General features: G+C 54.6%; 20 protein-coding genes. 14 read left to right on the top strand and 6 right to left on the bottom strand.

The annotated features are described in order from the left end of the window. The coding region (locus CODIS_RS19815) for a gamma-glutamyltransferase (protein ID WP_069128390.1) at nucleotides 1–1,371 on the bottom strand (1,371 nt) is incomplete at its 3' end. Between the two features lie 221 nt (nucleotides 1,372–1,592). Between CODIS_RS19815 and CODIS_RS19810 the strand changes: the two genes are divergently transcribed. The 3 genes from CODIS_RS19810 to CODIS_RS19800 are packed head-to-tail and all read left to right on the top strand — an operon-like array spanning nucleotide 1,593 to nucleotide 7,876. Next, entirely contained in the window at nucleotides 1,593–6,641 is a 5,049-nt protein-coding gene (locus CODIS_RS19810) for a cyclic nucleotide-binding domain-containing protein (protein WP_162420301.1), read from the top strand. Nucleotides 6,642–6,672: 31 nt separating this feature from the next. After that, on the top strand, nucleotides 6,673–7,533 hold the full coding sequence (locus CODIS_RS19805) for a PfkB family carbohydrate kinase (protein ID WP_069128388.1): 861 nt from the start codon (nucleotides 6,673–6,675) through the stop codon (nucleotides 7,531–7,533). Beyond that, complete coding sequence (locus CODIS_RS19800; protein ID WP_305782135.1) at nucleotides 7,505–7,876, top strand: Rieske (2Fe-2S) protein; 372 nt, start codon at nucleotides 7,505–7,507, stop codon at nucleotides 7,874–7,876. The genes CODIS_RS19805 and CODIS_RS19800 overlap by 29 nt, the downstream gene beginning before the upstream one ends. 112 nt (nucleotides 7,877–7,988) lie before the next feature. Here CODIS_RS19800 and CODIS_RS19795 read toward each other — a convergent pair whose 3' ends face one another. The 3 genes from CODIS_RS19795 to CODIS_RS19785 form a co-directional block, all read right to left on the bottom strand. Then, nucleotides 7,989–8,189 (bottom strand): hypothetical protein, encoded by a 201-nt coding sequence (locus CODIS_RS19795; protein ID WP_069128387.1) that lies wholly within the window; start codon nucleotides 8,187–8,189, stop codon nucleotides 7,989–7,991. A 246-nt stretch (nucleotides 8,190–8,435) separates the two neighbouring features. Then, on the bottom strand, nucleotides 8,436–8,729 hold the full coding sequence (locus CODIS_RS19790; protein WP_069128395.1) for a DUF6763 family protein: 294 nt from the start codon (nucleotides 8,727–8,729) through the stop codon (nucleotides 8,436–8,438). 114 nt (nucleotides 8,730–8,843) lie between these two features. After that, entirely contained in the window at nucleotides 8,844–9,884 is a 1,041-nt protein-coding gene (locus CODIS_RS19785) for an NADP(H)-dependent aldo-keto reductase (RefSeq protein ID WP_069128386.1), read from the bottom strand. Nucleotides 9,885–9,995: 111 nt separating this feature from the next. Here CODIS_RS19785 and CODIS_RS19780 point away from each other — a divergent pair, with 111 nt between their 5' ends. The 4 genes from CODIS_RS19780 (at nucleotide 9,996) to CODIS_RS19765 (ending at nucleotide 12,388) form a co-directional block, all read left to right on the top strand. Then, nucleotides 9,996–10,661, top strand: a complete 666-nt coding sequence (locus CODIS_RS19780) for an energy-coupling factor ABC transporter permease (protein ID WP_069128385.1) — start codon at nucleotides 9,996–9,998, stop codon at nucleotides 10,659–10,661. Between the two features lie 62 nt (nucleotides 10,662–10,723). Next, on the top strand, nucleotides 10,724–11,539 hold the full coding sequence (gene djlA / locus CODIS_RS19775) for a co-chaperone DjlA (protein ID WP_069128384.1): 816 nt from the start codon (nucleotides 10,724–10,726) through the stop codon (nucleotides 11,537–11,539). Nucleotides 11,540–11,559: 20 nt separating this feature from the next. After that, a complete protein-coding gene (locus tag CODIS_RS19770) occupies nucleotides 11,560–11,790 on the top strand; it encodes a DUF350 domain-containing protein (RefSeq protein WP_083220946.1) in 231 nt (76 codons plus the stop codon). Nucleotides 11,791–11,827: 37 nt separating this feature from the next. Beyond that, complete coding sequence (locus tag CODIS_RS19765; RefSeq protein WP_069128383.1) at nucleotides 11,828–12,388, top strand: transglycosylase SLT domain-containing protein; 561 nt, start codon at nucleotides 11,828–11,830, stop codon at nucleotides 12,386–12,388. Nucleotides 12,389–12,392: 4 nt separating this feature from the next. On the opposite strand, the gene CODIS_RS19760 is transcribed toward CODIS_RS19765, so the two are convergent. Further along, the gene (locus CODIS_RS19760) at nucleotides 12,393–13,220 is read right to left on the bottom strand and encodes an alpha/beta fold hydrolase (protein ID WP_083220945.1); all 828 of its coding nucleotides are present in this window, start codon (nucleotides 13,218–13,220) and stop codon (nucleotides 12,393–12,395) included. Between the two features lie 253 nt (nucleotides 13,221–13,473). Here CODIS_RS19760 and rpe point away from each other — a divergent pair, with 253 nt between their 5' ends. From rpe to CODIS_RS19740, 4 genes are all read left to right on the top strand, one after another. Continuing rightward, nucleotides 13,474–14,166 carry a ribulose-phosphate 3-epimerase gene (gene rpe / locus CODIS_RS19755; RefSeq protein WP_069128392.1) on the top strand — a complete coding sequence of 231 codons (693 nt, stop codon included), beginning with the start codon at nucleotides 13,474–13,476 and terminating at the stop codon, nucleotides 14,164–14,166. A 230-nt stretch (nucleotides 14,167–14,396) separates the two neighbouring features. Then, nucleotides 14,397–15,074: a phosphoglycolate phosphatase gene (locus CODIS_RS19750; protein WP_069128382.1), complete on the top strand. Its 678-nt coding sequence runs from the start codon at nucleotides 14,397–14,399 to the stop codon at nucleotides 15,072–15,074. Between the two features lie 168 nt (nucleotides 15,075–15,242). Further along, nucleotides 15,243–16,739, top strand: a complete 1,497-nt coding sequence (gene trpE / locus CODIS_RS19745; protein WP_069128381.1) for an anthranilate synthase component I — start codon at nucleotides 15,243–15,245, stop codon at nucleotides 16,737–16,739. A 2-nt stretch (nucleotides 16,740–16,741) separates the two neighbouring features. Next, entirely contained in the window at nucleotides 16,742–17,320 is a 579-nt protein-coding gene (locus CODIS_RS19740; protein ID WP_083220944.1) for an anthranilate synthase component II, read from the top strand. Between the two features lie 276 nt (nucleotides 17,321–17,596). Here the strand turns inward: CODIS_RS19740 and CODIS_RS19735 are convergent, their stop codons facing one another. Then, entirely contained in the window at nucleotides 17,597–18,811 is a 1,215-nt protein-coding gene (locus CODIS_RS19735) for an HD-GYP domain-containing protein (protein ID WP_069128380.1), read from the bottom strand. A 362-nt stretch (nucleotides 18,812–19,173) separates the two neighbouring features. On the opposite strand from CODIS_RS19735, the gene CODIS_RS19730 reads away from it, so the two are divergent. From CODIS_RS19730 to trpC, 3 genes are all read left to right on the top strand, one after another. Next, nucleotides 19,174–20,745 (top strand): methyl-accepting chemotaxis protein, encoded by a 1,572-nt coding sequence (locus CODIS_RS19730; RefSeq protein ID WP_069128379.1) that lies wholly within the window; start codon nucleotides 19,174–19,176, stop codon nucleotides 20,743–20,745. Between the two features lie 446 nt (nucleotides 20,746–21,191). Then, nucleotides 21,192–22,214 (top strand): anthranilate phosphoribosyltransferase, encoded by a 1,023-nt coding sequence (gene trpD, locus CODIS_RS19725; RefSeq protein WP_069128378.1) that lies wholly within the window; start codon nucleotides 21,192–21,194, stop codon nucleotides 22,212–22,214. A gap of 2 nt (nucleotides 22,215–22,216) precedes the next feature. Further along, nucleotides 22,217–23,014, top strand: a complete 798-nt coding sequence (gene trpC / locus CODIS_RS19720; protein WP_069128377.1) for an indole-3-glycerol phosphate synthase TrpC — start codon at nucleotides 22,217–22,219, stop codon at nucleotides 23,012–23,014. The last annotated feature ends 280 nt before the right edge of the window (nucleotides 23,015–23,294 follow it).

Genomic DNA, 23,294 nt, shown 5'->3' with positions numbered 1-23,294 from the left:
GCGAGGGAAGGAGATGGCCTGTTCCAGGGGCATGCGGAAATCGAGCTGATTGATAATCACTTGCAGTATCGCGCTGCAATCGAGCTGATTGATAATCACTTGCAGTATCGCGCTGCGAATCCGGTTTGAACCCCCGGAACCCATTACGATCGCCCGTCCTTGATCGGTCAGGATCAGGGTGGGTGCCATCATCGAAGCAAGGCGATGGTTGAGGGGCCATTGATGGAAACCGCCCGGATTCAGGTCCTCTTCGCCCAACATATTGTTCATCATGACGCCGGTGCCAGGTATGACATAGCCGCTGCCTTCACCATTTGAGAGGGTCATACTGGCGAGATTCCCATCCGTATCGGCAACGCTTATCTGGGTGGTGCCGCGCGTAGACAATCCCCCTTTGTCGAGGCGTTTTCTGAAACGATCACCAATCTCAGGATCGAGAATGCGATCCATGTTTGAGTGGTGATCTGTTCGCGCCAGCTGAGTTAAGCGCATGATATGTGCGAGGTGTCGTATATGTTTCTCTTTACCCGCGGCCTGAAAATCAAACCTATGGGAGGCCAGTAAGCCCAGGGAAAAGGCGATCAGTGTGCCGCCGAGTGAAGGTAGTGGGTTGGTTGAAATTTGTGCATTGCGGTATCTGTATTGCAGTGGGGCGCGCCTGAGAACCTTATAACTTAGCAGATCATCCATTTGCAGATGGCCGCCCTTGTCCCGGCAGTCACCGACCAATTGCCGGCCGGCCTCGCCCTCGTAAAACACCCTTTCCCCCTCAGCCAACAGAACCTTCAGAAAGTCAGAGAAAGCAGGCAGGCGGTGCCGCTCACCCTCAGCGATCAGGCGTCCAGGGTCCTCCGGAGAGGCGTTGATGGCCATGGCTTCAGGGGTTGCGCGCAAAATAGGGGCTATGATGGTCGTTATCAGGTGTTGAAACGGATTGATGGTTACCCCATTTGTCGCTAGTTCGATTGCCGGTTGAAAGAGCATGTCCAGGGGTAGCCGGCAATGATTCGCATGAATGGTATAAAGACCCTTGATGAACCCCGGAGTGGCTATCGAGCCCATGCCGATGTGGAAGATCTGGCTGGCGGTGCCGAAATCGGCCTCGATCGGATAGAAGCCAAGCTCACCTTCAGGCAGCATCTGTCTCGGCGTCTGGGCGAAGAAATCGTAGACAAACGGGTCTGATTGGGCGGGTCTGGCAGTGAGAAACCCCCCTCCGCCGGGGGAGGCGAGCACCGGCTCTGCCACACAGGCCGTCAGCATCGCGGCCACGACGGCATCGAACGCATTTCCGCCCTCCCGCAATATCTCGCACCCCGCCTTAACGGTTTCATAATGTCCAGCTGCGATGATGCCTTTTATCTGTTTCACATTTCACCTATGTAATGTTACAAATAATTGATCTGGATCGTTGTATCATAACCTTATTCCCGCTATGGTTTTGCGCTCTTGTTTTGTGCGAACCGGGTCGAGAATCATCCATATTTAAGGTTAATATACCCATTCAGTTTTAAAATATTGTGCCGTTAAATAGAGGAGCGATGTGACCCCTTCATCAAGGATCAAAATTCCTGAGCATTGAAAGAATGGCCGTGCCCAACAGTAAAAATGACGACGTCCTACTCAAGAATCTGGTACCCCTGAATACCCTTTCAGAAGATCAGCTTGGACATCTCCTGAGCCAGATCGTGATAGAGAAGGTCAAAAAGGGTGAGTATCTCTTTCGCGAAGGGGATACTGACCATCAGAATATCTATCTGCTCTCCGGGACAGTGGCACTGCTTTCCGGGCAGAAGGAGATGGACCTGATCAGCAGCGGAACCCCCACGGCACGCTTCGCCCTGGCTCATCAGCTGCCGAGAAAACATTCGGCACAGGCAAGAACCAACGTCAGTTTTGTACGCATCGACAGTCGTCTATTAAGCGATATGTTGGCCCGTAGTCATAGCGCCAGCTACGAGGTGAAGGATATCGAGCAGCCGAGTAGCGACGATTGGATGACCCTGTTGCTGCAGTCTCCGGTATTTCAGCAGATACCCCCCGCAAATCTTCAACGTGTCATGATGCGGATGGAGGAGATCAAGGTTGAAGAGGGTGATGTAATTATCAACCAAGGGGAAGAGGGCGACTATTTCTATCTCATCAGTGAGGGCGAATGCTGCGTCACGCGCTCCCCTGAAGCCGGTCATGCTCCTGTGGAACTGGCCAGATTGCGTGCCGGCAAGGGCTTCGGAGAGGAGGCACTGATCTCCAACAAATCCCGTGGCAGCTCAGTCACCATGATGACGGACGGTGTGCTGGTGCGGTTGAGCAAAAGGGATTTCATTGAACTGGTCAAACAGCCCCTCTCCAGGTCCGTTGATTATGAGCGTGCCACTGAGATGATCGAAAAGGGTGCGCTATGGCTGGATGTCCGTACCCCTGAGGAGTATGAAGAGGGGCATCTCCCGGGGGCGATCAATTTACCGTTTTTCTCCCTGCGCTTTCAAGCCTCCAGTCTTACCCTCGATCGGGCGTATGTCGTCTATGGCGAGGAGGTTGGCCAATCCGCCACCGCCGCATATCTTTTGACTGAACGTGGGGCAGAGATCTTCGTTATCGAGAGCAATTGGGAGCAGATTGCTGAGTTGGCAGGCATGAGTCAGCAAGGGGATACGGCGGCAACGAACAATGTCATCGATTTCAATCGTGAATCTGAAGAGGATGCCGATGCCACCGAGAGTGTCGGTGTGCCACAATCGGTTGTCGATCGTCTGCAAAATGAGTTGTCCGAAGCCCATCGTCAATTCGAGCAGGAGCTGGAGCAGAGACATACCGAAATCAAACTGTTGCGCCAGGCCCTGGCGGTAGCCAAGAGTCGCATGCAAACAGGCGAGGAGAGCGCAAAAAATGCTCAGGCCTTGCAGCAGGAGGTTGCATCCTTGCGAGAATCTCTGGCGACTGCAGAATCCAGGCTTGCAGATGGTGAGAGCCTGGGGGCTGAGCGGCAGGACCTGCAGGACCGTGTCGCTGAATTGGCACAGGCCCTTGAGACCGCCCGGACTGATCTGGACAGGGCCAAACAGAACCATGAAACGGCGTCGCAGCAGAACGACAGGCTGAACCAGCAACTGGAGCAGCTGCAATCCAGACATGAGGAGAATGAAGGTCGTCTCAAAGAACAGATAACCGAGCTGCAGTTTCAGCTTGAAAATGCCAATGAAAGCCAGCAGGAGACTCAACAGCAGGGGTCCCAGCTCAGTGCTGAGATTGAATCGTTGAAGAGTGAAAACTCCCAGCTGCGGCAAGATGCGGATACCTATCGCGGTCAATCGGCGGAGGAGCGTGAAGTCATTCTCAAGGAGCGTGATGAGCTGCAACAGCAATATCAGGAGGCTGAGGATCAACACCAACAGCAGACAGACGAACTAAAGGCAACTCGGGATGAGCGCGACAGGCTAGCCGAGTCCTTGGAACAGACCCACCGGAATATGACCGCAGAGGCGGCGGAGCTTGAGCAGCAGCTGGAATCCATCCAGCATGAACTCACTCAAGCCCATTCGGAGTTGCAGCAACAGCAAGCTGAACGCCAACAGCAGGCAGATGAACTACAGGCGATCGCGGAAGAGCGTGACCGGTTGACCGGGTCCCTGCAGCAGACTCAGCAAAGTATGACTGAAGAGGCGGCGGAGCTGGAGCGGAAACTGGAATCCACCCAGCATGAACTCACTCAAGCCCATTCGGAGTTGCAGCAACAGCAAGCTGAACGCCAACAGCAGGCAGATGAACTACAGGCGATCGCGGAAGAGCGTGACCGGTTGACCGACTCTCTGCAGCAGACTCAGCAGAGTATGGCAGAAGAGGCGGCGGAGCTGGAGCGGAAACTGGAATCCACCCAGCATGGATTCTCCCATGCACAGTCTGATCTGGAACAACAACAAACCGAACATCAACGGGTCGTTTCCGAACTGCAGAATCAGTTGCAGGAAACCAACCAGCGATTGGAGCAATCAAGCCAACAGGCGGATAGCCAGATCAGTGGTCTGTTACAGACACAGCAGGAGATCAAGCAGCAGCTGGAAGCCGCCGATTCGGCACAAAGCGCTCTCCAGGGCGAGCGTGATGAACTACAAAAGCGCTTCAATCAGGAGCATGATCAGGTCAACACTTTACAGCAGGAGTTGCAGGCGCTGGATGATCGCCGTGCCGGGTTGGAAAAGGAGCTCGAAGCGGTACGCCAGGCAGGCAATGATGCGGATGCCCAGTATGCCAATGCCATGGAGTCCCTGCGTGATGACCTTGAAGAGGCAAGAAGCGCCCTGGATCGGCTCAGGCAGGAGAAACAGCAGAGTGACGAGCTGCTGGGTAAACGTGAACAAGATCTGGAGAACTCGGAATCCAGGGTGAAGGAGCTGCAGCAGTCGCTGGAAGAACAGGCGTCTCACCATGCAAGTGAGCTAACCGATCTTCAACAGACGCTGGAATCACACGAGCAGGCGCAGCGACAGGCCGAGGAGAGGGAACAACAGCTTCATCAGGAACTGGATGCCTTGCAGGCACAGGGTGATGAGATAACATCCCGTTCCCAGGAGGAGTTGTCTTCACTCAAAGAACAGTTGCTGCAGGCAACTGCGGAAGCCAAGCGGCAAAATGAAAAACGCGTTGAGTTTGAGGCGCGCTTGGAACAGGAACACCAGACCGCGCAATTCCTTAAGCACTCCCTGGAGACCGCTGAACAGGCGGTAAGTCAGACCAGCAGCGACTTGGATGAGCATAAGCAGCTGCAGCAATCCCTCGAACAACAACTGAGGGCACTTGAGGCGTCGCTGCAGGAAGCTGAGCAGGCGAAGAGTGATTTGCGGCAACAGCAGGATCAGCAGCAGCATGAGTGGCAGGAAAACATCCAGGCCGCTGAAACGCAATTGATCGAAAAGGATCAGCGGATCGAACAGCTTGGACAGGCATTGGAGGAGACCAGGTCAACCCTGAAGGCAGCGGATCAGGCCCGATCCGAGTTGGAGACCAGCCAACAACAATTGACAGCGGAAAAGAACGGACTGGCACAGCGGTTCGAAGAAACACAGGCTGAACTGCAACAGTATCGGGAAAATACTGAAGCAACCCTGACGGATGAGAGGCAAACAGTTGAACAGCTGCAGCAGGCGTTAACGGCTGAGAAGGCGTCCGCTGAGACCGCTGCCGGCTCCTTTGCCGAACTGGAGACGAGCCACAGGGCATTGACAGAGGCAAAGGCAAACCTGGAACAACAGCTGAACGATCAAAACAGTGAGCTGGAGCAACAGCGACAACAACTAGAGGATTTGGATTCGCGCAGCGAGCAACAGCAGCAGCAGGAGAAGGCGCTCTCAGAAACCGTTGAACAGCAACGGCAGGAGCTTGAGGCTCTACAGCAGCAGTTACAGGAACGCCAACAGGAACTCGAGCAGTTTGAACAGGAGGCCCAGGGACAGGCCGATGTGCATCAGCAACGTGAGCAGGAGTTGAATCAAACCATCGGGCAGCTGCAGAGTGAAATGGATGAGTTGCATATCGCCCTGGCGGCTTCGGTCGAGGGGGCGGAGCAGATGGTCGACAAGCGCGAGATTCGGGCGGTTAATGAAGCGTTGCGCAAAGCTGAAGAGAAGAATAAGGCACTTAAACGCGAGGTCGAGGGTCTGCGCGAGGTCCAGCTGGAGATGGAGAGTCAGCTGAGTGATGATGTGGATAACGAAGTGCATGCACTGCGTGTAGAGTTGGAGTCGGAGAGGAAGGAGCGGGAAAAATCGGAGAAAATGGCGCGCCAGGCAGATGTCCTGCGGCGTGAGCGCGAGGTTCAGGAGACGGCGATTGAAATGCTGGGAGAGGATCTCGAGAGTCTCACCAAGGAACGGGATAATCTGACCAATCAGCTTGCCGAAATGCGTAATCAATACACCGACCTGGTGAATGAGAACGACCACCTCCACTCCGAAATGAGCGGTATGCGGGAGCAGGTTTCCGATTCCAGTCTCGCTGATGACCTGTTTGGGCAGATGGAGACACTGCGGCGCAAGGCCGAAAACTATGAGCGTGAACGTGATGACGCCAAGGCAGAAGCGAGTAAGATGCGACGCGAAGTGGGTGAACTGCGCAGTGTTATCGAAACCTATGTGGAACAGATACAGGATGTCCAATCTTTCGGGGTGGATGAGCAGGTGAATGCCCTCCGCACAGAGTTGGATATGGTGCGTCGTCAGGCAGCAGCGGATCTGGAACATATGCGTACCAAGCTACATGCCGCCAAGTCCCGATTGGGTACTTCCGAGAATCGGGATGTTGATGAAGTGGCGGCACTGCAGGCCAGCCGTCAGGAGATGGTCTCCATGCAACAATCCCTGAATGAGAAAGATCATCTGCTGAAGATGTCACAAAGTCAGTGCCGCTCATTGGAGGATGCCATCGAAGATCGGGATAAAGAGGTGGATCAGCTGAAACGCAAGCTTGAGCTGCTGCTGAGAAAAGCCGGTGGTTTGGATCGATCCTCGGAACAGATTGGAAACAGCCGTCTGGTGGATGATTCCTTACTGCTCAATGAAGCCCCTCGGCAATCGCCCACCGATAGCGGCAGTGCGGATTCAGATCCGAAACGAACCTCTTTGGGTCGTCTGTTCCGCAGAAAGTAACATGCCTTACTAAGGTTTCGGATCTGTAACCATGCGGGTGCTTGCAGTCGGCGGCGCAACCCTTGACATCATCAATCGTGTTACTGCCTTTCCGGATGAGGACGATGAACTGCGCGCCGCTGCTCAGCGACAGTGTCGCGGCGGTAATGCAACGAACACCCTAGTGGTATTGACTCAACTGGGCCACCATTGCAGTTGGGCAGGGACACTGGGAGATGATGCGGCCAGCCGGGTTATCATGAGCGACCTGCAACAGTATGGCGTTGATACGGAGTGGGTGACGATTCAACCCGGTGGGGTCACGCCAACCTCCCATATCATTACCAGTCAGGCGACTGGTTCGCGTACGATCATTCATTATCGCGACCTCCCGGAGTATCGGATTGAGGCCTTTGAGAAGATCGATCTCAACAACTATGACTGGATCCATTTTGAGGGGAGAGAGGTGCCGGCTTATGAGGCAATGTTAAGGCATGCCAGACTCACGCCGCACTCAGCGACCATCTCCCTGGAGATCGAAAAGCCCCGGGAAGGTATCGAAAGGCTGGCGGCTATGGCCGATATCGTGATTCTCGCCAAGGCCTATGCATCGTCGCAGGGGTTCGAACGCGCGCAGGATCTGTTTGATTCAATCCGCTCCCGTGCGGAATCCGCCATGTTGTTCGCAACCTGGGGAGTGGAGGGCGCCTGGCTACAGACCGTTGCCGGAGATACCCTGCATGTGCCGGCATACCACCCCCCGGAGGTGATCGATACCCTGGGGGCGGGTGATGTCTTCAATGCCGGGGTGATAGACGGTTTGCTGGCGGCATCAGACCCTGCTGCAGTCCTGTGCAATGCGGTTCGTCTGGCAGGAGAAAAGTGTGGTCATCGGGGGCTGCGCATTGCCTGAGCGCCATGTGGTCTGTGACATCTCATCCCTGGGGGATCCGGGAAGCCGTGGATTCGTCGTTGAGGGTGAGAGCGGCAGTGTGGAGCTATTCGTTGTCCGTCGCGGCGAACTCCTGGCTGCGTATAAAAACAGCTGCCCCCATACCGGCGTCAATCTAGAATGGCAACCCGATCAGTTTTTGGATTTCAGCAATAGCTATATCCAGTGTGCAACTCACGGAGCCCTGTTCAGGCTCGAAGACGGTTACTGTCTACGCGGCCCCTGTGCGGGTGAACTGCTCGAAACCGTTGAGGTGCGGCTTGAAGCGGGGCTGGTTGTGGTGATCCTGGAAGGAGAGGGGTAAGCATCCTCTTGTTTTAGGGCCTGTTAACACTAATCCGGTGGACCCACTAAAAAACCGGGCCTCAAAGACCCGGTTTGTCAAGGGGGGTACAGAGAGAGAGTCTCTTATCCCATCAGCTCATTTCGTCAAGGAAGGCGTTCAAGTCCGCCAGGACCAACTCGGGCGGAATCTCTCTCTCCGTACTCTGTTCCGGAGTCACCAGTTGGAGTTGCAGTGCTGGAATGGATGCATCGGGCGCAATAAGCTGCGGAGTCTCACTTGTCAGGCCACTTTCAATGATCTGTCCTGTGCTCATGTCGTAGACTGTCTTCATGTTGCACCTCCTGCACCAAGTGCCAGTGGGGGTTCGTTACTTATTTTAGCGGCGTGGTGCCACCTAACTTTAACAACTCCAGTTCAAATCCGGCTGTGTCAGCAGGATATTGCATCCTTACAATGACTTACGTAAGAAATAGGAGAATGGTTTCACTATGCGGGTCAGGCTTGGTGTTTTCAACAGTAGGAAAAAAAGGGTTGAAGGCTTGTGAGCCTCCGTCACTGATGGTTGTTCGCAATGAGCTTAGTCGCTGTCCTCGAGGTGGTCGAGGGGGTTTGGTATGATTTCACCTGCCGGGTGGTCCAGGTCGACACCATAATCGTCTTTGGAGAGATCATAGGAGCCTGACCAATCCTCAGGCGGTGCGATGGGTTTGACCTCCAACGACTCCCAATCCTCCATATCGTACTCTTCCACGGTTCCGTCATAAAACTGGACTTCCACGACACCGTCATCTGGATCGAAGGCCACAACCTCAAGATTATCGCCATCGACAGTTTTAAACCAATCGCCAATATGGATTCTCGGTGAATTCATTGTCATGGGTCTCCGGCTGAATATGGTTTATCCCTGGGGATAGTTCGATTATGGCTCTGAACGCGTGTTATTGCCATTGTCATTCTCAATTATTAACAACAATCACTCATCTGGCTATGGCGCTGGATTGGGCTGTTGTATATGGATCGTTTCGATCTCAGCCAAGACCTCTTCGGATAGGGTGATATGGATACTTTCAATATTCTCTTCAAGTTGCTCCAAAGTGGTGGCGCCGATGATATTGCTGGTTACAAAGGGTCGGCTTGTCACATAGGCCAGTGCCATTTGGGCAGGATGAATACCCTCTCTCTTCGCCAGCGCGACATACTTTTGGGTCACCCAATCAGCCTGTGGATTGGAGTATCGGATAAAACGGTCGAAAAGGGTCAAACGGGCATTCGCGGGTCGTCGGCCATCGAGATACTTGCCGGAAAGCACGCCGAATGCCATCGGTGAGTAGGCCAGCAGTCCACAGCTTTCTCGATGGGCGATTTCCGCCAATCCGATTTCAAATGTACGGTTCAGCAGGTTATAGGGATTTTGGATGCTGACAGCCCTCGGTAGATCATGCTCCTCAGCCAGGCTCAGATAGCGCATCAATCCCCAGGGGGTCTCATTGGAGACACCGATATGGCGTATCTTGCCGGCCTTTTTTAAATCACCCAGGATCTGTAGGGTTTCCAGGATTGGTGTCATCTCTTCTGATCCAGCCGCCCGGTAACCGAGATCACCGAAGTAATTGGTGTGACGGTCCGGCCAGTGGAGCTGATAGATATCAATGTAATCTGTCTGCAGTCGTTGCAGACTCTCATCCACTGCCGCCTCGATGTTGACTCTGTCAAGACGCGGGTTGCCGTCTCTCAGATAGCTTAACCAATCCGCCGGGCCGGAAACCTTGGTGGCGATGACCAACCGGTCGCGCTCACCGTGGCGGGCAAGCCAGGTGCCGATATGGCGCTCGGTCAGCCCTTGGGTTTTCGCCTTGGGTGGAACCGGATACATCTCGGCTGTGTCGATAAAGTTAATACCGGCACCTATCGCCCGGTCGAGCTGAGCATGGGCCTCTGATTCGCTGTTCTGCTCTCCATAGGTCATGGTGCCGAGACAGAGTGCACTTACCTGAATGTCAGTGTGGCCGAGCTGGCGGTACTTCACGGGAGTTTCCCCTGTTGATTTATGGTTTGGAGTGGCGGGCCAAACACCCATTATCGAGGTTTCAGTTAACAGCATAACTGAAATCCGTTTTGTGAAAAGGATAGATTCGCGATGGAGCTTGATGGTGAACTATTTTCCGACGCCCTGTTGTGGTGGTTTGCTGGTCTGTATGGCGTGGTGCTCCTTATTGCGCTACGCCTGGCGCCCTGGGGTCGACTTGCCCGCGACGGGCAGCTGCATGTCTTTCTTGGCGCAATCGTTGCCCTGATTGTGCTCTGGCATATTCGTGCCCATCTGCAACCGGGGATCTCATTCCACCTGCTTGGCGCTACAGTGATAACCCTGATGTTCGGATGGTCTATGGCCATCATTATGGCCAGTATTGCCCTATTGGCCGTCTGCCTGAACGCGGGCATAGGGTGGCAGGGTTATGTGGTCAGTTTTCTGACCGTGGCATTGGTTCCGATCACCCTCTCGCAAATATCCTTGATATTGGTACGCAGTTGGTTGCCCAGGCAGTTCTTTGTCTATGTCCTGGGTAACGGCTTTTTTACCGCCTGGCTGGTTGGCTATGCCAGTGGCTATCTGGCGATGCAGCTGCTGGTTCTCAGTGGCGCCTATACCATGGCGGAACTGGAAGTCACTGTGATGCCCTTCTTTCCCCTGATGTTTTTCCCGGAAGCCCTGGTCAACGGCTGGGTGATCACTCTGATGGTGGTGTTTTGTCCGACCTGGGTTTACTCCTTCAGCGATGAGCAATATATCCACGGAAAATAGCGTTCCGTTGAGGTATAGTGTCGGTTTGATTTCTTCAGTCGCTGTAGCATAGAGGTAAGCCTTTGAGTTGGTGGGGTAAACTGGTAGGTGGTGCGTTCGGTTTCATGCTGGGCGGACCCTTGGGCGCGGTACTGGGAGCCGCCCTTGGTCACCGTTTCGATAAGGGCCTGCAGGGGCTGCCTGACGAGCAGATAAGCTGGGGGCCGGGTGATCAGGAACGGGTCCAGACAGCCTTCTTCACAGCCACTTTTTCCGTTATGGGGCATCTGGCGAAAGCTGACGGTCGTGTCTCCCCGGATGAGATCAAGCTGGCCGAAGCCCTTATGGCGCAGATGTCGCTGTCGAGCGAAATGCGTAAAACAGCGATCCGTCTGTTCAATGAAGGTAAAGCGGAAGGCTTTCCTCTGGACGAAGTGGTGGAGCAGTTTCGACTGGAGTGCCATCGCCGTCAAACCCTGATTCAGATGTTTCTCGAGATCCAGATCCAGGCCGCCTACGCAGACAGCCGTATGGACAGGGCTGAAGAGGCTTTGTTGCTGCATATCTGTTCACTGCTGAATGTTTCCGAGTTTACCTTCAGAAGACTGGAACGCATGATACGCGCCCAGTCTCACTATGCCGGTACCGGCAGAGGTGATAGAGCACCATCAAGGACGCAGGGCCTTTCCGTAAAGGATGCCTATGACATCCTTAATATTACACCGGAGGCGACGGATAAGGAGGTCAAGCGGGCCTATCGACGGCTGATCAGTCAACATCATCCTGACAAACTGGTCTCCAAGGGACTTCCCGAGGAGATGATGAAAATGGCGGCACAAAAGACGGATGAGATCAAAAAAGCCTATGAACGGGTAAAACAGGCCAGAGGCATGGCTTAACAGTTATCAGGAGGAGAAATATGACCGATTCCATTGACCCGATTCTTCTCAACTTCATCTATGTGATCTTTGGTGGCGCGCTGACTATTTTCTTCATGTGGTTCGGGTGCAAAGTCTTTAGTCATATTGTGAATTTCAGTATTCCGGATGAGTTGCAGAAGGGGAATATAGCCGTTGGGATTATGATCATGGGCATCTTCATCGGCATCGGTACCGCACTCGGTTTGGTGATAGGGCTAGGTCTGAATTAAGGCCACTCAACTGTGATTCAATAGATCCGGACACCCCATGTCGACCCCGCGCTGGTTGCTGTTGCTGGTTCTGCTCCCTGGCCTGGCCTTTACCGGAGCGCTCAAGCACGTCAAGGATAACCGCTGGAGCCGTGAATACGACAACTATTTTCGAAAATACACCAAACACTATTTCGGACCGCATATCGACTGGTACTGGTTCAAGGCTCAGGCGATTGCCGAGTCCGGTTTGAAACCGACTGCCAAAAGCCCGGCTGGCGCAAAGGGCATCATGCAGATTCTGCCGGCCACTTATGAAGAGATTAAGGAAGACAATCCTCACTTTACCCTGATCAACGAACCCCGCTGGAATATCGCTGCGGGGATCTTCTATGATCGCAAACTCTATCGGAAGTGGAAAAAGGGATTGCCGACGGAACAACGGCTGGCTTTCGCCCTGGCCAGCTACAATGCCGGCTACGGCAATGTGCTCAAGGCCTATAAAAGAGCCAGGAAGGAACATGGAGAGATCAAGGCATGGCGCCAGGTTGAGTACTATGCCCCCGGTGAGACCCGCTTCTATGTCAGACGGATCAAGGCATTGATGGATGTTGAGTAGGTTGCTATTGGCGTACAGCCTGTCTTAGCCATGCAGCGATACGATAGCCTAACTCCTCCTGCATGCCGCTGAAAAAGTGATCGGCGCCGGATACTTCGACCTGACGGTATTTTTTTCGTCCATTCCTTATGGCAATGGCGCGGCGCAGTGGTGCGCTGTCGACCACAGAGGGATGATCACGGCTGCCATAGAGATCAAGTATCGCTGTTTCCGCGCCCTTGATGGCCAAAAACGCCGGATCCTGCTCATCATAGGCGGACATGGCCACTCCGATGGCGGCAATCGCCCCAATCCGGTTGCCTGGTTGAGCCACAAACTTCATAGCCATTCCGGCGCCCAGTCCATGCCCTATCAGGACTGTCTCGTCGGTTTGTTGCTCAGTCAGGAAATCGATGGCGGCCTGAATGCGCGGCAGACTTAGTTCGATCAATGACTGAATGGTCGCAGGGTCAGACGGATCATCAGTGATCGGTGTTTGAATCGACAGGGTATCCCAACCCCTTTCAGCCAGGTGGCGTCTCAAGGGATTGATGACTTCGTGCCAATCGGCATGGGAGCCGCTGTCATGCAACAAAACGGCACTGCCAAGGCGTTTTACCGCGGACGTCTCCCTGTGAATCGCCAGAAAGCGCACTGATTCGGCTTCAAGCCATACCGGACTGCCTTCAGAGAGCGCAGCCTCCAGCGCTTCCGAAACTCGCTGTTCACGGCTCAGATTGGCGGCAAGCGATATTTCCGCCGTGCCGATAAGCAGCAGCAGGAACAGCTGGTAAATAGAAACAGGGGTGATTCTTCTTCGTCTCAGCTTGGTTGTGCAAAGGTAGCGATTCACATGGAATTCCTTAGGCCTTACAACGATCTTAGTGTACCCTCGCTAAAGGTTGAATTGCCATGGGTCCGTCAGAAGCATGCTTGATTGCAGAGTTCTGTCGACTGCGATTGTCGGCTGCGGATAATGCCCTACAAAGGGGATAGCTGAAAATGGTGGCACTTTGGGGTAAAGTGGCCTCCTTTTTTTGGGTAATGTGGCGAGAAAACGGGTTTCCCCCAGGCCACAGCCGGCAGAACAGTAGGAGATGAAAATCATGGCCCGTCAATCCGATAAGATCGCACCGTCAATATTGTCAGCGGATTTCGCCAAGCTGGGTGAAGAGGTGGATAGCGTCCTCGCTTCAGGTGCTGAGATCGTTCATTTTGACGTCATGGACAACCATTATGTACCGAACCTGACCATCGGGCCGCTGGTCTGCGAGGCCCTGCGCAAACATGGCGTCACAGCCGATATCGATGTCCATATGATGGTCAAACCGGTAGACCGCATCATCCCCGATTTCGCCAAGGCCGGGGCCACCTACATCACCTTCCACCCGGAGGCCTCCGAGCATATCGACCGCAGTCTGCAGCTGATACGCAGCGAGGGTTGTAAATCGGGTCTGGTGTTCAATCCGGCCACCCCCCTGTCTCATCTCGACTATGTGCTCGATAAGGTTGACATGATTCTGCTGATGTCGGTCAACCCGGGGTTCGGCGGTCAGAGCTTTATCCCCGCCACCATGGATAAACTACGCCAGTGCCGCAAACTGATCGATGATTCAGGCTTGGATATCCGCCTCGAGATCGATGGCGGCGTCAAGGTCGACAACATCGCCGAGATCAAGGCCGCCGGTGCCGATACCTTCGTGGCGGGATCGGGGATTTTCGGCTTTCCCGAGACAAGCGATGCCAACCGATACGACACCATCGTCGGGAAAATGAAGGCGGAATTGGCCAAGGTCTGATTTATTTGGATGAATGATGAATCCGCAAATGAACGCGAATAAAGAATGCTTGATGATTGATCTTTTATACGCAGATGCATCTTGCACCAGGGTATAAATTTGATTCAACCTGTCGTTGGTGCGGCAAGCCGCACCCTACACTCTGAGCCAGCAGTGTTATTAATATTTGTGTTTATTCGCGTTCATTTGCGGACGATTTTTATGCGGTCTTCGATTGAGAACATGCAGTCATGATTAAGAAACCCGAAATGATCCTCATCGATGTGGACGGCACCCTGGTCGACAGCGTGCCTGATCTGGCTTATTGCGTGGATCAGATGATGGATCGGCTGGGTCGGCCGCGCCACGGAGAAACTAAAGTGCGGGACTGGGTCGGTAATGGAGTGGAGCGCCTGGTTCGCCGTGCCCTCATCGGCCAGCTTGACGGTGAACCGGACGAAGCCGACTATGAGCGCGCCTATCCCATCTTTCTCGATCTCTATGCTGAAAACACCAGTAAGCGTTCAGTGCTCTATCCGGGAATTCGCGAAGGCCTGGACTATTTGAAGAGACAAGGCTTTCGCCTCGGCTGCGTGACCAACAAGGCAGCCCAGTTCACCCTGCCGCTACTGCGGGACCTGGGTATTCATGACGATTTCGAGATAGTGGTTGCCGGCGATACGCTGCCGAAGAAGAAGCCCGATCCGATGCCGCTGCTGCATGCAGCCAAACAACTGTCGGCTGACCCGACCGCCTCACTGATGGTGGGTGATTCTCAGAGCGATGTGAAAGCGGCCCGTGCCGCCGGTTTTCAGATTGTCTGTATGAGTTACGGTTATAATCATGGCGAGGATATCCGGCACTATAATCCGGATGCCGTACTCGACTCATTGGCCGAGATCAGTACCTTGTTGGAAAATGCCGCTTGAGACCTGCCCAAGTTTTGATTATGGTTAGCAGTAGCTATTGACGGTAAACAATACGAAATGACCCTGCTTTCACACAACACGACCTTGATGTATGGCGCGCGATGGCGTTGGTGATTCCCGAACCAACCCGTTAAATCCCGTCGTCTGGTCTTTTGTGTGGAGAGGAAAATGACCCCCCAACAGTTCGCCGCCCTGGCGCAACAGGGCTATAATCGCATTCCCGTCGTCTGTGAGGTCCTGGCTGATCTCGATACCCCCCTAAGCGTCTATATGAAACTGGCCCATGGCCCCTACTCCTATCTCTTCGAGTCGGTGCATGGCGGGGAGAAGTGGGGGCGCTATTCTATCATCGGCCTGCCATGCCGTACCCATGTCAGGATTGACGGCCTGCAGATCGAGGTGGTGAGTGACGGTGAAGTGATTGAATCCCACCAGGCGGATGATCCATTGGCCTGGATCGAGTCCTTCCAGCAACGTTTCAAGGCTGCCGAGCTGGAGGATTTACCTCGTTTCAATGGCGGTTTGGTGGGCTATTTCGGATATGACATCATCCGCTACATAGAACCCAAGCTGGCCGATTGCCCCAATCCCGATCAACTCGGGACGCCCGATATCCTGTTGATGGTTTCGGACGAAGTGGTGGTGTTCGACAACCTGTCGGGGCGGATGTTCGTCATTGTGCATGTGGATCCCACCCAGGGAGGCACTCTGGCGTCGGCCGAATCGAGGATCCGCGAGTTGGTATATGCCATGAGGCAGCCCGTGCCCCGGGAGAGTTGCGGTCCTGAAAGGAAGGTCGATGAGTCCGATTTCGTCTCCGGGTTTACCGAGCAGGGTTACAAACAGGCGGTGGAACGGATCAAGGAGTATATCCTCGAGGGTGACTGTATGCAGGTGGTCGTCTCGCAGCGTCTTTCCATCCCGTTTCAGGCGCCGCCCATCGATCTCTACCGGGCCTTGCGCGGACTCAATCCTTCACCCTACATGTACTACCTCAATCTTGATGGTTTTCACATCGTCGGCTCCTCGCCGGAGATCCTCACCCGTCTCGAGGATGGGGTGGTAACGGTACGCCCCATCGCGGGTACCCGCCGGCGGGGGCATACGGAAGAGGAGGACAAGGCCCTGGAGGCCGAGCTGCTGGCGGATCCCAAGGAGCTGGCTGAACATCTGATGCTGATCGACCTCGGGCGTAACGACACCGGTCGCGTGGCGAAGATTGGAAGCGTGGAGCTGACCGACAAGATGATCGTCGAGCGCTATTCCCATGTCATGCACATCGTCTCCAACGTCATCGGAGAGTTGCGTGACGGCATGAGTGCCATCGATGTCCTGCGGGCCACCTTTCCCGCCGGTACGGTGAGTGGGGCGCCGAAGATCCGTGCCATGGAGATCATCGATGAGCTGGAGCCGGTGAAGCGGGGCATCTACTCCGGCGCGGTCGGTTATCTCTCGTGGAACGGCAATATGGATACGGCCATCGCCATCAGGACCGCTGTCATCAAGGATGAGACCCTGCACATCCAGGCCGGCGCGGGGGTGGTTGCCGACTCCATCCCCGAGCTGGAGTGGAAGGAGACCATGAACAAGGGGCGGGCGGTGTTCCGCGCGGTGGCCCTGGCAGAGGCCGGGCTGGATCGGCATGCCTGTGACGAGGGGGCGTAGTCATGTTGTTGATGATCGATAATTACGACTCCTTCACCTATAACCTGGTGCAGTACCTGGGTGAACTCGGTGTCGAGGTCAAGGTGGTGCGCAACGATGAGATTACGGTAGGGGAGATCGATGCCATCGCCCCCGACCACATCGTCATCTCTCCCGGGCCCTGTACGCCCAACGAGGCCGGCATCTCCGTGGAGACCATCCGCGCCTATGCCGGACGCATACCGATCCTGGGTGTCTGTCTTGGCCACCAATCCATCGGCCAGGCCTTCGGTGGCAAGATCGTGCACGCGCGGAAGGTGATGCACGGCAAGACGTCCCCCATTCTGCATGCCGGGGCAGGTGTCTTCAGCGGACTGGAAAATCCCTTCGAGGCGACACGCTACCATTCCCTGGTGATCGAGAAGGAGAGCCTGCCCGCGTGCCTGGAGATAACCGCCTGGACAGAGAATGAGGGTGAGATGGATGAGATCATGGGTGTACGGCACAAGGAACTGGCAATCCAGGGGGTGCAGTTTCACCCCGAATCCATCCTCACCCGTTATGGGCATGACCTGCTACGCAATTTCGTCGAGGGGCGGTAGTGCTTCAAGATCGCAAATGAACGCAAATAGAGGCAAACGCTATTTGTAGGGTGTGGGGTGCGGTTCGCCGCCGGCCGACCTGCCGGTATACCGGTTCGACTGGCGATCAAAATAGGCTAATCATTCAACTCAGGTCATTGCGCGAGATAGCCGCAACGGGGAATTTTTCTCTGTTCAATGATCAACATGGTATCGCCTGTGGAGAAAACTAAGCGGGGATTAGAAAATAGTAACCGAACGCAGGTCAGACTTAGAATATCGAATTGATATTGCAGATCATTGCATGAACACTTCCGGCCGTATGCCGTAACTCTCAGCAGATTCCAGGCGCAGTATGCGATCTTTTTCGCCCTCCGGCTGGTTTGCCAGATCGAGTAGCCGGGGTGTGATAAAGCGGCGCTTGCGTAAGTCGTAAACTATGTTGACCAGGGGCTCCAATAGGCCTTCCTCGGGCGACTGGATCACGATAGCCAGGCGCTCGCTTTCCAACGCTACCACCGAGCCCACCGGATAGATGCCGACACACTGAATAAAGTGCTGCACCAGCTTTGGATCGAAATGGGAACCGCTCCACTCCATCATGCGCTTCAGCACTACGCTTGGCAGTTGTCCCTTATGGTAGACGCGATCGCTTGTAATGGCGTCGTAGACATCCACCACGGCCGCCATTTTGCCGTACAGACCGGTCTCATCACCATGCAGTTTGCATGGATAGCCACTGCCGTCGATGCGTTCATGGTGCTGCGTCACGACTTCCAGCGCGGTGGCGGATATCGTTTCCACGCCGTCAACCAGACCGTGGCCAAGATTCACATGTTCGCGTATGACCGCGAACTCTTCATCGTTCAGACGCCCCGGTTTATTCAGGATCTTATCGGGAACACGCATTTTACCGATATCGTGCAATAATCCGCCGATTCCCAAATCCCGAATAGTCGACTCTTCCAACCCAAGTTGTTTCGCAAATGCGATCAGCAATACCGACACACTCACCGAATGTTCAAAGGTGTACTTGTCCATCTGACGGATACGGGTCAATCCCAGCAAGGCGTCTTCGTTGCGGAATACCGATCCCATCATATGCTCCACGACCGGTGACACCCGTTCAGCATCGATCCTTTTACCCAGCTTGATGTCCGCCATGATCCCCGTGATCACACGCTCGGCCTCTTGTTTGACCGCACCAGCCCGCTGCCGCTCCTCCGCCACCGTGATTCGTTTCTGCCTGTCTTTTGGACATTTAACCTCTTTTACCACCGTCTCTTCCGGCTGTGGATCCGAGGCCTGCGTTGCAATCCGCACATCGACGTCAAGGCCCTTCTCCGTATCAATCAAAATTTGACTGAGTTTTACGCCACGCAATTTACGTACATCATCCATATCCTTGATGAGGAAGCTATTTCTTGCGAAAGGGTGATCCAGCCAAGAGCAATCCAATTTATGGACATACATGCCCGGTCTGATTTGTTGCGTGGTAATCTGTTTAATCATTGCACTGGAGTAGCACCGTAAAAACAGTGGTATTGTCGCAATGGTTGTTGTCGGCTAATTTGAACTTTGCTTGAGTTATAAAATGTTAAATAGAAGGAGCATTCCGGTTTGTAATGCGTGCATTTTATGTTGTTCTTTATGAATGGGATTTTTTATCGTACTTTTTGCGATAGGCAACGGTGGAGACTGCCGACCAATTACCCGATATGTGAATAAAACGGCATCTGTCGTGCATGGCCTGATTGTTACAAATCAGGAAAATAGTGACTATTTACCCTCGATGTGTCAGAAAGTCCTTCAGTTAAAGTCTACCCTGCCGATACACGTTGTAGTTCAATCTGTCTTTAAAGGCACCTACCGCGATGAAAATCAATCTACCGATCAAGGATCAGGGATCCTCGGTAGCATCGGACGCTGAACTCATATCGACCACCGATCTGAAAGGTATCATCACCCAGGCCAATCAGGCCTTTGTTGACATCAGTCAGTACTCCCGGGATGAACTGCTGAACGTCAACCACAATATCGTTCGCCACCCGGATATGCCGCCCGAAGCCTTCGCCGATCTATGGGAGACGTTGAAGCGGGATGAGTCCTGGATGGGGATAGTCAAAAACCGCAGCAAGGATGGTGGCTATTACTGGGTGGATGCCTATGTGACGTCGGTCTATGAGGGTGAGGCCAAGGTGGGTTATCAGTCGGTACGTGTCGCCCCCAGCCATGAACGGGTGGAGCGGGCGGAGAAACTCTATGCATCTCTGCGAAAAGGCCGCATACCCTTCGCGCTGCGTTTTCGGCCCGGCAGCACCCTGCGTCAGTTTTTCTGGCTGGCATTGATCTTCAGCCTGCCGATGGCGCTCTTCTCATTTTTGGGTGGCTGGTCATGGTTGCCTCAGCTGTTGGGCTGGATGGGTGGCATAGTGATCAGTTACGGCGTGGCCTTAATTACGACCCGCGAAGTGAGACAATCGGCGGCGCGGGCCAGGCAACTGGTGAACAACCCGATCATGCAGTATGTCTATACGGGCAATATGAGCGATGTCGGCGCGGTGGAGTTGGCGGGAGTGATGGTACAGGCGGGATTGAGGACCGTACTCGGACGCCTGGATGAAACCGCGAAACAGTTGGCGTCGGATGCCTGTAAATCGGCGGAAACCGTTGCTGAAGTCGGTAACGAGATCTGTCGACAGCGCTCGACACTCGAGCAGATGGCCACCGCCTCGGAGGAGATGTCCCATTCCATCGTCGAGGTGGCCAAAACGGCAGAGAGCGCGGCCGATACTACCAAAAAATCGAATGATGCGGCCACCGCCGGAAGGTCGGTCGTCGGGGAAGCCATGGATATGATCAATAGCATGGCCGGCGAGGTCGAGACGGCGGCGGAGACGATCAGAACCCTGGAATCGGAGAGTGACGCGATCGGCAAGATACTCGACGTCATCAGAGAGATAGCCGAACAGACCAATCTGTTGGCGCTGAACGCGGCCATCGAAGCGGCAAGGGCCGGTGTGCATGGACGAGGCTTCGCGGTGGTGGCGGATGAGGTCAGAACCCTGGCGGACCGCACGCAACGATCGACGGAAGAGATCAATCAGATGATCGATAAACTGCAGCGACGGGCCCATGAGGCGGGCCGGGTGATGGATGAGGGCAGCAACCAGGCGCGGGTCGGTATCGAGCAGTCGAGCAAGGTTGTCGATGTGTTGAATGAGATCACGGGGATGATCACCGAAATCAGCGACCTCAACCAGATGGTGGCCACCGCCGCCAATCAACAGAGCATCGTCGCCCAGGACATCAGCGGTAACATCCACTCAGTGGGAGATGCCGCACAGACCAATGCCCGTAGCGCGGAGGCCATGACCGAACTCTCCAAGGATCTTGCCGGGCTGGCTGAGAACATGCGCTCCGTGGTTCGCGGCTTTCGGATCTGAGTGCTCAACAAAGCCGGTATATACGCAAGAAAGCTGTTAAGCGAAGTGAGTTCATGTAATGTCTTGTGAAACCACAGGAGGATCAGGCATTATTCAGAAACCTGACATCCGGTAGGCTTCAATGTGCCTGAAGCAGAACCCGGTATAATGTTCGAAACTGCGCTCAATATTCTGACTCAATATAGAACCAACGCTTGGGATCAATCTATAACCGCTCGCGTACAGTCGCTGGATTATCGCCAACAAATCCTCACTTGTTCTCCAACGCCTGTCCGATCATCGAGTTGAATACAATCTTGAATATGTAAGGGTTACCTCTCGCGGCATCTGTTGCCGGTATTGGGTTGTTCTCTGAATGCTGCCTAACAAGGCTATCGATTTCATTAAAGTCGAAATCCTATTAAAATGCCTTGGTTCCGGATAACAGGCCCCAGAGGAGACGATCCGTGGAAATGCAGCAAGCGATAAAAAAAGTGCTGGCCCGCCAGGACCTCGCCGCCGATGAGATGACTGCCGTGATGCGCAACATCATGACCGGTAACGCCACCCCGGCCCAGATCGGTGGATTTCTTGTCGGCCTGCGCATGAAAGAGGAGACCGTCAGTGAAATAGCCGCTGCCGCTTCGGTGATGCGTGAACTGGCCTCCGGTGTCTCCATTGCTGATCTTTCGAATACGGTAGATATCGTCGGTACGGGCGGTGACGCTTCGGGCACCTTCAATGTCTCGACGGCCTGCATGTTTGTTGCCGCGGCTGCCGGTTGTCATGTGGCAAAACATGGCAACCGTTCAGTCTCTTCCAAGTCGGGCAGTGCCGATGCGCTTGAGGCCGCAGGTGTCAGGCTCGACCTGTCGCCCCAACAAGTGGAACAGTGCGTGCGTGAAGTGGGGGTTGGCTTCATGTTCGCTCCCGGCCATCACAGCGCGATGAAGCACGCCATCGGTCCGCGCAAGGAGATGGGTGTGCGCACCATCTTCAACGTGCTGGGACCACTCACCAATCCCGCGGGGGTGCCTAATCAGCTGCTTGGCGTTTTCGACAGTGACCTGCTTGAACCCCTGGCGGAGGTGTTACAGCGACTGGGAAGTCGGCATGTCATGGTGGTTCACTCCCATGACGGCCTGGATGAGATCAGTATCGGGGATGTCACCGATGTGGCGGAGTTGAAAGATGGCCAGATCAGGCGTTTTACCATCCAACCCGAGCAATTCGGTCTGCAGCGCAGTTCGCTCGATGCCATTCGGGTCAACGACGCTGCGGGGAGTCTGGCCATGATCCGCGGGGTGCTGGAAGACAGTCCCGGACCGGCGCGGGATATCGTGGTGTTCAATGCCGGGGCCGCTATCTATACTGCCGGCCTGGCTGAGAATCTGCAAGCGGGTATCGAGAAGGCCGATCACGCCATTACCAGCGGTGAGGCCCGCAACCGTCTCGATCGCCTGGTGGTACTGACCCAGAGCTTTGACTGATCATGACCGGCACTCCCGATATTCTGCTGAAGATCACCCGGCGCAAACGACAGGAGATCAGTGAAAGGGCATCGCTACGATCCATTGCTGAGCTGGAGACACAGCTATCTCAGGCTTCTGAACCGCGCGGCTTTGCGGATGCGATTGCAGGCAAACTGGCGGCAGGCGAGTCGGGTGTGATCGCCGAGATCAAAAAGGCGTCACCCAGCAAGGGTGTGTTGAGAGATTATTTTGAACCTGCGCAGATCGCTCTGAGTTATGCTCAAGGCGGGGCTGCCTGCCTCTCTGTGTTGACCGACATCGACTTCTTTCAAGGTAGCGATCAGTATCTGCAACAGGCGAGGGCTGCCTGCAATCTGCCGGTTATCCGTAAAGACTTTATTATCGATCCCTATCAGGTCTATGAGGCGCGGGCGATCGGTGCAGACTGTATTCTATTGATCGCCGCCTGTCTCGATGATCGGCAGCTCTACGGATTGAATGATCTTGCCCACCAGTTGGGCATGGATGTCTTGATCGAGGTCCATGATGGCGAGGAGTTGCAGCGGGCCTTACAGGTGGACAACCGTCTGATCGGCATCAACAACCGCAATCTCCGAACCTTCGATGTCAGTCTCGACAACACGTTGGCGCTGCTGCCCATGATTCCACCCGACAGGATCGTGGTGACAGAGAGTGGAATTCTGACAGTCGAGGATGTGGCTCTGATGCGCAGCCATCGGGTAAACGCCTTTCTGGTGGGTGAGGCCTTTATGCGGGCCGAAGATCCGGGGGCGAAGCTGGCTCAACTCTTTGCCTGATGCGTCGCGCCGACCGCCTCTTCCGCATCAGCCAGGAACTGGATACGACATGCTAGGGCCTGTTAACACTAATCCAATACGCCCTGTTGTGCCTGAAAAAGCACCAATCAAGGCGCACCCCAAGGGCACTTCCTTCGGGGCGCGAGGAGAGAGGTTTGGTTATTCCAAATGAGCGACGAGCAACGTCGAGTGGCGCTTTTTCAGGCGCAACCCGAAGGGCTGGGGCTGTTTTTGCGCCCAGCGGCGTTATCATTCGCTCATGTAGCATAACTACACCTCG

This window comes from Candidatus Thiodiazotropha endolucinida, from assembly GCF_001715975.1.
Classification (GTDB): domain Bacteria; phylum Pseudomonadota; class Gammaproteobacteria; order Chromatiales; family Chromatiaceae; genus Thiodiazotropha; species Thiodiazotropha endolucinida.
Note: the sequence above shows the minus strand (reverse complement) of the source record. Positions and strands in the feature narration are given on the sequence as shown.

Excerpts from the sequence above, each read along its gene's own strand:
- CODIS_RS19805 (WP_069128388.1), top strand. The coding sequence starts at position 6,673 with ATGCGGGTGCTTGCAGTCGGCGGCGCAACCCTTGACATCATCAATCGT.
- CODIS_RS19795 (WP_069128387.1), bottom strand. The coding sequence starts at position 8,189 with ATGAAGACAGTCTACGACATGAGCACAGGACAGATCATTGAAAGTGGC.
- CODIS_RS19790 (WP_069128395.1), bottom strand. The coding sequence starts at position 8,729 with ATGAATTCACCGAGAATCCATATTGGCGATTGGTTTAAAACTGTCGAT.
- CODIS_RS19780 (WP_069128385.1), top strand. The coding sequence starts at position 9,996 with ATGGAGCTTGATGGTGAACTATTTTCCGACGCCCTGTTGTGGTGGTTT.
- CODIS_RS19770 (WP_083220946.1), top strand. The coding sequence starts at position 11,560 with ATGACCGATTCCATTGACCCGATTCTTCTCAACTTCATCTATGTGATC.
- CODIS_RS19765 (WP_069128383.1), top strand. The coding sequence starts at position 11,828 with ATGTCGACCCCGCGCTGGTTGCTGTTGCTGGTTCTGCTCCCTGGCCTG.
- rpe (WP_069128392.1), top strand. The coding sequence starts at position 13,474 with ATGGCCCGTCAATCCGATAAGATCGCACCGTCAATATTGTCAGCGGAT.
- CODIS_RS19750 (WP_069128382.1), top strand. The coding sequence starts at position 14,397 with ATGATTAAGAAACCCGAAATGATCCTCATCGATGTGGACGGCACCCTG.
- trpE (WP_069128381.1), top strand. The coding sequence starts at position 15,243 with ATGACCCCCCAACAGTTCGCCGCCCTGGCGCAACAGGGCTATAATCGC.
- CODIS_RS19740 (WP_083220944.1), top strand. The coding sequence starts at position 16,742 with ATGTTGTTGATGATCGATAATTACGACTCCTTCACCTATAACCTGGTG.
- CODIS_RS19735 (WP_069128380.1), bottom strand. The coding sequence starts at position 18,811 with ATGATTAAACAGATTACCACGCAACAAATCAGACCGGGCATGTATGTC.
- CODIS_RS19730 (WP_069128379.1), top strand. The coding sequence starts at position 19,174 with ATGAAAATCAATCTACCGATCAAGGATCAGGGATCCTCGGTAGCATCG.
- trpC (WP_069128377.1), top strand. The coding sequence starts at position 22,217 with ATGACCGGCACTCCCGATATTCTGCTGAAGATCACCCGGCGCAAACGA.